Origin of the sequence: Pseudomonas sp. C 49-2 (assembly GCF_003970195.1) — a bacterium.
Lineage (GTDB): Bacteria > Pseudomonadota > Gammaproteobacteria > Pseudomonadales > Pseudomonadaceae > Aquipseudomonas > Aquipseudomonas canadensis.
In genome coordinates this window covers 1-785 of sequence record NZ_RXYG01000039.1, presented here as the reverse complement: position 1 = coordinate 785, position 785 = coordinate 1, and the positions used below count along the sequence as shown (strand labels likewise).

At 62.4% G+C, this 785-nt stretch carries 1 protein-coding gene; it reads right to left on the bottom strand.

The genetic code is table 11. The features are described 5' to 3' along the window. Positions 1-785: AMP-binding protein (locus tag EJ576_RS29625; RefSeq protein WP_148106702.1), on the bottom strand; the 785-nt coding region annotated here is incomplete at both ends.

Genomic DNA, 785 nt, shown 5'->3' with positions numbered 1-785 from the left:
TAACCGTTGAACAGATAGGTCGGTTTCAGTGCGCGCCAGGCCAGGTCGTAGCTGGCCTGGGCTACCGCATCACCGCCAAAGCAGTACACACGCACTTTGGGTGGGTTGCCGTCACGCTCGGCATGCTCGGCCAGTTGCTGCAAGTAAACAGGTGGGAACACGGCCATGGTCACGTTGTGACGGTGCATTTGTGCGTAGGTGTATTCGGGCAGCCACAGGCTGTCATCACGGACCAGCACGCTGGCGCCATTGATCAGCGGGTGCATCCAGCCTTCGTGAGAGCCGTCGAAGGCGAACGACATGAAGTGCAGTTCACAGTCAGACGGGCTGGTTTCATAGCGCTCGCCGGTCGCGATGATGTGCGCCACCAACGGACCGTGGGACACCGCCACGCCCTTGGGCATGCCGGTGGAGCCGGAGGTGTAGATCACGTAGGCCAGGTTATCGCCGTCCAATGCCACGTCCGGTGCAGTGTCGCAGTAATCCGCCCAGTCTTCGGTGCGATCAATCGCCAGGGTGTCCAAGCCCTCGGGAATCGGCAGTTGCTGCAACGCGCTGCTATGGGTCAGCAACAATTGCGCACGGCTGTCTTGCATCATGTACAGCAGGCGGTCACGCGGGTATTCGATGTCCAGCGGCACATACACGCCCCCGGCTTTCATCACCGCAAGGAACGCCACCAGGCTCTTGGCGCTGCGTGGCATGGCGATCGCCACGCGCACTTCCGGGCCGACGCCACGGGCGATCAAGGCGTGGGCCAGGCGATTGGCCTGGCTGTCCAGCTC